Annotated in this window: 4 protein-coding genes and 1 pseudogene; all 5 read right to left on the bottom strand. The window is 63.6% G+C overall.

The window, feature by feature from the left end:
• Nucleotides 1–426: pseudogene (locus EN906_RS24250) on the bottom strand (ABC transporter permease); the annotation flags it as partial.
• Nucleotides 416–1,366 carry an ABC transporter permease gene (locus tag EN906_RS24245; protein ID WP_197031622.1) on the bottom strand — a complete coding sequence of 317 codons (951 nt, stop codon included), beginning with the start codon at nucleotides 1,364–1,366 and terminating at the stop codon, nucleotides 416–418. The pseudogene EN906_RS24250 and the gene EN906_RS24245, both read right to left, overlap by 11 nt.
• Before the next feature lie 14 nt (nucleotides 1,367–1,380).
• Nucleotides 1,381–2,391, bottom strand: coding sequence for an ABC transporter ATP-binding protein (locus EN906_RS24240; protein ID WP_127267884.1), 1,011 nt, complete (start codon nucleotides 2,389–2,391; stop codon nucleotides 1,381–1,383).
• 219 nt (nucleotides 2,392–2,610) lie between these two features.
• Nucleotides 2,611–3,765: an ABC transporter substrate-binding protein gene (locus tag EN906_RS24235; RefSeq protein ID WP_127267885.1), complete on the bottom strand. Its 1,155-nt coding sequence runs from the start codon at nucleotides 3,763–3,765 to the stop codon at nucleotides 2,611–2,613.
• 220 nt (nucleotides 3,766–3,985) lie between these two features.
• A partial coding sequence (locus EN906_RS24230; RefSeq protein ID WP_245484323.1) for a LysR substrate-binding domain-containing protein occupies nucleotides 3,986–4,444 on the bottom strand: 459 nt, incomplete at its 5' end.

Below are 4,444 nucleotides of genomic sequence, written 5' to 3'. Positions count from 1 at the left end.
GCCGAGCACGATCGTCCAGAACGAGAACGGGATATCGGCGAGCGAAAAGGCCGAGCGCAGCGCGATGCCGGTGATGATGCCGGGCAGGGCGATCGGCAGGATGACCAGCAGCGAGATGGTTTCGCGGCCGAAGAATTTTGTCCGCGACACCGCCGCCGAACAGAGCGTTCCGAGGACCAAAGCAATCGCAGTCGAGATCGAGGCAACCCTGACCGATAGCGACAGCGCCTGCCAGACATCCGGCCGGTTCCAGGTCACGGCGAACCATTGCGTCGTCAGCCCTGGCGGCGGCCAGACGAAGCTCTTCTCCTCGGTGGTGAAGGCGTAGACGAAGATCAGCAGGATCGGCAGATGCAGGAACAGCAGGCCGCAGGCGGCGGCTATCTTCAGGCCGAGCGGAGCCGACTGGGAACCATCAGAGCGCATCGAAGGCCCCCATGCGCTTGGCGCCCCAGAGGTAGAAGCCCATGATGACGATCGGCACCACGGTGAAGGCGGCGGCGAGCGGGATGTTGCCGGCGGTGCCTTGCTGCGAATAGACGGCTTGGCCGATGAACAGCCGCGAGGTGCCGATGATCTGCGGGATGATATAGTCGCCGAGCGTCAGCGAGAAGGTGAAGATCGAACCGGCGACAATGCCCGGCAGGGCCAGCGGGAACAGCACGTTGCGGAAGGTCTGTCCCGGCGAAGCCCCCAAATCGGACGAGGCCTCGACAAGATTGCCGGGCACGCGCTCGAGCGCCGCCTGTACCGGCAGGATCATGAACGGCAGCCAGACATAGACGAAGACGATGAAGGTGCCGGTGAACGATACCGACAGCGAATTGCCGCCGACAATCGGCAGCGACAGCCATGCGTCGAGAACCCACAACAAATGCAGCTTGGCGAGCAGCCAGGTGAGGATGCCCTCCTTGGCCAGGATCAGCTTCCAGGCGTAGATCTTGACCAGATAGCTCGACCACAGCGGCAGCATGATGCCGAGATAGAACAGCGCCTTCCAGCGACCGCGCGCATAGCGCGCCGCGTAATAGGCGATGGGGAAAGCGATGACGGCCGAGGCCAGCGTGACCAGGGCCGCCATCGTCACCGTGCGCAGGATGATGTCGAGATTGGCGGCCTGGAACAGGTCGCCATAAGTCTTCAGCGTGAACTCACGGTTGATGAGGCCGGAAAACTCGTCGATGGAGAAAAAGCTCTGCGCCAGGAGCGCAAACAGCGAGCCGATATAGACGATACCCAGCCACAGAACCGGAGGCAGCAGCATGAGCAGCAGCAGGACCTTCGGCTTGCGCCAGAAAAGGTCCGATAGCGCGCCGCGCAAGCCGCCGCTGCCGGGCAGGATGGCGGGCGCTGTTGCACGCATCATGGCGGCGTCGAGGCTCATGCCGGCTCGTCCATCAGATGCAGGTGCTCGCGGTTGAAGGTGAGCACCACCGCCTCGCCTTCCCCAGGCAAGGCCGTGCCGGCGGGCACGATGGCGTGCAGCCGCAGCCCGTCGGCGTCGAGCGCCAGCTTCGTCGTGGCGCCGAGATAGTTGGTCGAGACGAGGCGGGCGGATACGCCTTCGCCACTTGTGCCCGCGCTGGCCGCGCGGCCGACACGAATGGATTCAGGGCGCAGGCTGCCCCAGCGATGCTGGCCGGAATAGCGCTGGACGAAATCCGGCGGCAGCACGTTGGAGGAGCCGACGAAATCGGCGACGAAGCGCGTCTTCGGTCGCTGGTAGATATCTTCCGGCGTGCCGACCTGCATGATTTTGCCATCGTTGAAGACGGCGACGCGGTCGGCCATCGACAGCGCTTCGCCCTGGTCGTGGGTGACGAAGACAAAGGTGATGCCGAGCGCCTTCTGCAGCGACTTCAACTCCTCCTGCATGTTCTCGCGCAATTTGAGGTCGAGCGCGCCGAGCGGCTCGTCGAGCAACAGCACCTTTGGCTGGTTGACCAGCGCACGGGCGAGTGCCACGCGCTGGCGCTGGCCGCCGGAAAGCTGGCCGGGGCGGCGGGCGCCATAGCCGGGCAGCCGCACCAGTGACAGCGCTTCTTCCGCCGCCTTGTGCCGCTGAGCCTTGCCGACACCCTTGACCATCAGCCCGTAGGCGACGTTGTCGAGCACGTTCAGATGCGGGAACAGCGCATAGTCCTGGAACACGGTGTTGACGTTGCGGCGATAGGGCGGAACGCCCTCGGCGCGTTCGCCGAAGATCGAGATCGAGCCCGATGTCGGCTGCTCGAAGCCGGCGATGAGGCGCAGGCAGGTGGTCTTGCCGGAACCTGACGGGCCGAGCATGGCGAAGAATTCGCCCGGCACGATGTCGAGATCGACCGCGTCGACGGCGCGCACGCTGCCGAAATGGCGCGAGGCTTTCTGGAAGGAGACGGCGGAGGTCATGGGCTGTCCTGATCTGTCAGGCAAATCAATTCGGGCTGCGGTGCAGCGTTCTTCTAGCGGGCGTTTGCGCTGCCCCTCATCCGCCTGCCGGCACCTTCTCCCCGTACAGTGACGGGGAGAAGGGAAGCACTCCAAGGCCGGTGACCCCCCTCTCCCCGCTTCTTCACGGGGAGAGGGCAAGGTGAGGGGCGGCGCTGCACTCTCAGGCGAAGCGCGGAATCACCTTCCGCCGATGACGCCGATATAGTCCGACACCCAGCGGTAGTACGGCACGCATTGGTCGTTCTGGGTGGCGCATTTCGACACCGGGGTCTTCCAGAACTTGATCTTGTCGAAGTTCTCGTAGCCGTTGGTCTTGCAGCCCTCGTCGGTCAAAAGCTCATTGCCCTTGCAGGCGGCGGGCACCACGGGCAGCGAACCGAACCAGGCCGAGACGTCGCCCTGCACCTTGGGCGACAGCGAATGTTCCATCCACATATAGGCGCAGTTGGGGTTGGCCGAATCGGCTTCCATCATCGTGGTGTCGGCCCAACCGGTCGCACCCTCCTCCGGAATGGTGGACGCTATCGGCTTCTTGGCGGCGACCAGCGTGTTGACCTGGAAAGGCCACGAGCCGGAAGCGACGACGCCCTCGTTCTGGAAATCGTCGACCTGAATGGCGGCGTCATGCCAGTAGCGGCCGACCAGCGTGCGCTGGACGCGCAGCAGGTCGAGTGCCGCCTTGTACTGGTCCTCGTTCAATTCGTAGGGATCCTTGATGCCGAGTTCCGGCTTGTGGAACATCAGATAGTTGGCGGCGTCCGCGACGTGGATCGGCCCGTCATAGGCCTGGACGCGGCCCTTGTTGGACTTGCCGTCCGGCAGCTTCATTTCCTCGAAGACGACATTCCAGCTCTTGGGAGCTTCCTTGAACACGTCGGTGTTGTACATCAGGACGTTCGGACCCCACTGGTAGGGAACGCCGTAATGGGCGCCGCCAACGGTGAACCACGGCGCGTCCTTGAGGCGCTCGTCGACCGTTTTCCAGCTCGGGATGAGATCGGTGTTGATCGGCTGCACGCGCTTGCCGGCAACGAGGCGCAGCGAAGCATCGCCCGAAGCCGTGACGAGGTCGAAACCGCCCTCATTCATCAGCGAGACCATCTCGTCGGAGGTGTTGGCGGTCTTGACGTTGACCTTGCAGCCGGTCTCCTTCTCGAAGGAGGTCACCCAGTCATAGCCCTTGTCGGTTTCGCCGCGCTCGATGTAGCCCGGCCAGGCAACGATATTGACCTGGCCCTCGCCCTTGCCAAGTTCCTTGACCTGGGCGACGGCTTGACCGGAGAAGGTCAGCGCGACCGTCAGAGCAGTGCACGACTTCAGGAATGAATTCATTGTCGATCTCCCATTTAGGCGCCTGGCCCCGAAGGCCGGTTTCGGTCTTCGCTAGGGGTCACGCGCGGACTGAAAACTGTCAGTTCGTCCGTTGGGCTTGATGCCGCTCTGATGGCGGCTTTGGTCCCTGAACCGGAAAGTGCTTTGAAAATTCCGGTTTCGCAAATTCATTTATCAGAAGGGCGATATCGGTTTTTCCGATAGGTTGGCAGCCGATCTCTCAGGGACGCTGGCGAACCGTCCGTTGCGACTGGGCAAGACCGATGAAATCGCGCGCGGCCTGCGGCAGACCGGAGCCGCGCCGCCAGACCATGCCGACCTGGACCACCGGCAAGGAGCCGGAAATATCGCGCGATTCGATGCGGTCGCCTTCCAGCGACCAGGGCCGGTAGACGAGGTCGGGCAGCAGCGCCACACCGGCGCCGGTGGCGACCAGACTGCGCACGGCTTCCACGGAACGGGTGCGGAAGGCGACATGCGGCTTGGCGCCGATTGCCGTCAGCAGCTTGCCGGTATTCTCCTCGATCTCGTCGACGGTCAGCATGATCAGCGTTTCGGAGGCAATGTCGCCAATGCTGATAATGTCGGCGCCGACGAGCGGATGACCGAGCGGCAGCCACAGCCGATAGGCCGAGACTTCGAGGATTTCCGACTGCAACGCGGTGCGGTCGCGCAAATT

This window comes from Mesorhizobium sp. M7A.F.Ca.CA.004.06.1.1, assembly GCF_003999135.1.
Taxonomy (GTDB): domain Bacteria; phylum Pseudomonadota; class Alphaproteobacteria; order Rhizobiales; family Rhizobiaceae; genus Mesorhizobium.
Note: the sequence above shows the minus strand (reverse complement) of the source record. Positions and strands in the feature narration are given on the sequence as shown.

Bases quoted from the DNA above. Each gene is read 5' to 3' on its own strand.
- EN906_RS24235 (WP_127267885.1), bottom strand. From the start codon at position 3,765: ATGAATTCATTCCTGAAGTCGTGCACTGCTCTGACGGTCGCGCTGACC.
- EN906_RS24240 (WP_127267884.1), bottom strand. From the start codon at position 2,391: ATGACCTCCGCCGTCTCCTTCCAGAAAGCCTCGCGCCATTTCGGCAGC.
- EN906_RS24245 (WP_197031622.1), bottom strand. From the start codon at position 1,366: ATGATGCGTGCAACAGCGCCCGCCATCCTGCCCGGCAGCGGCGGCTTG.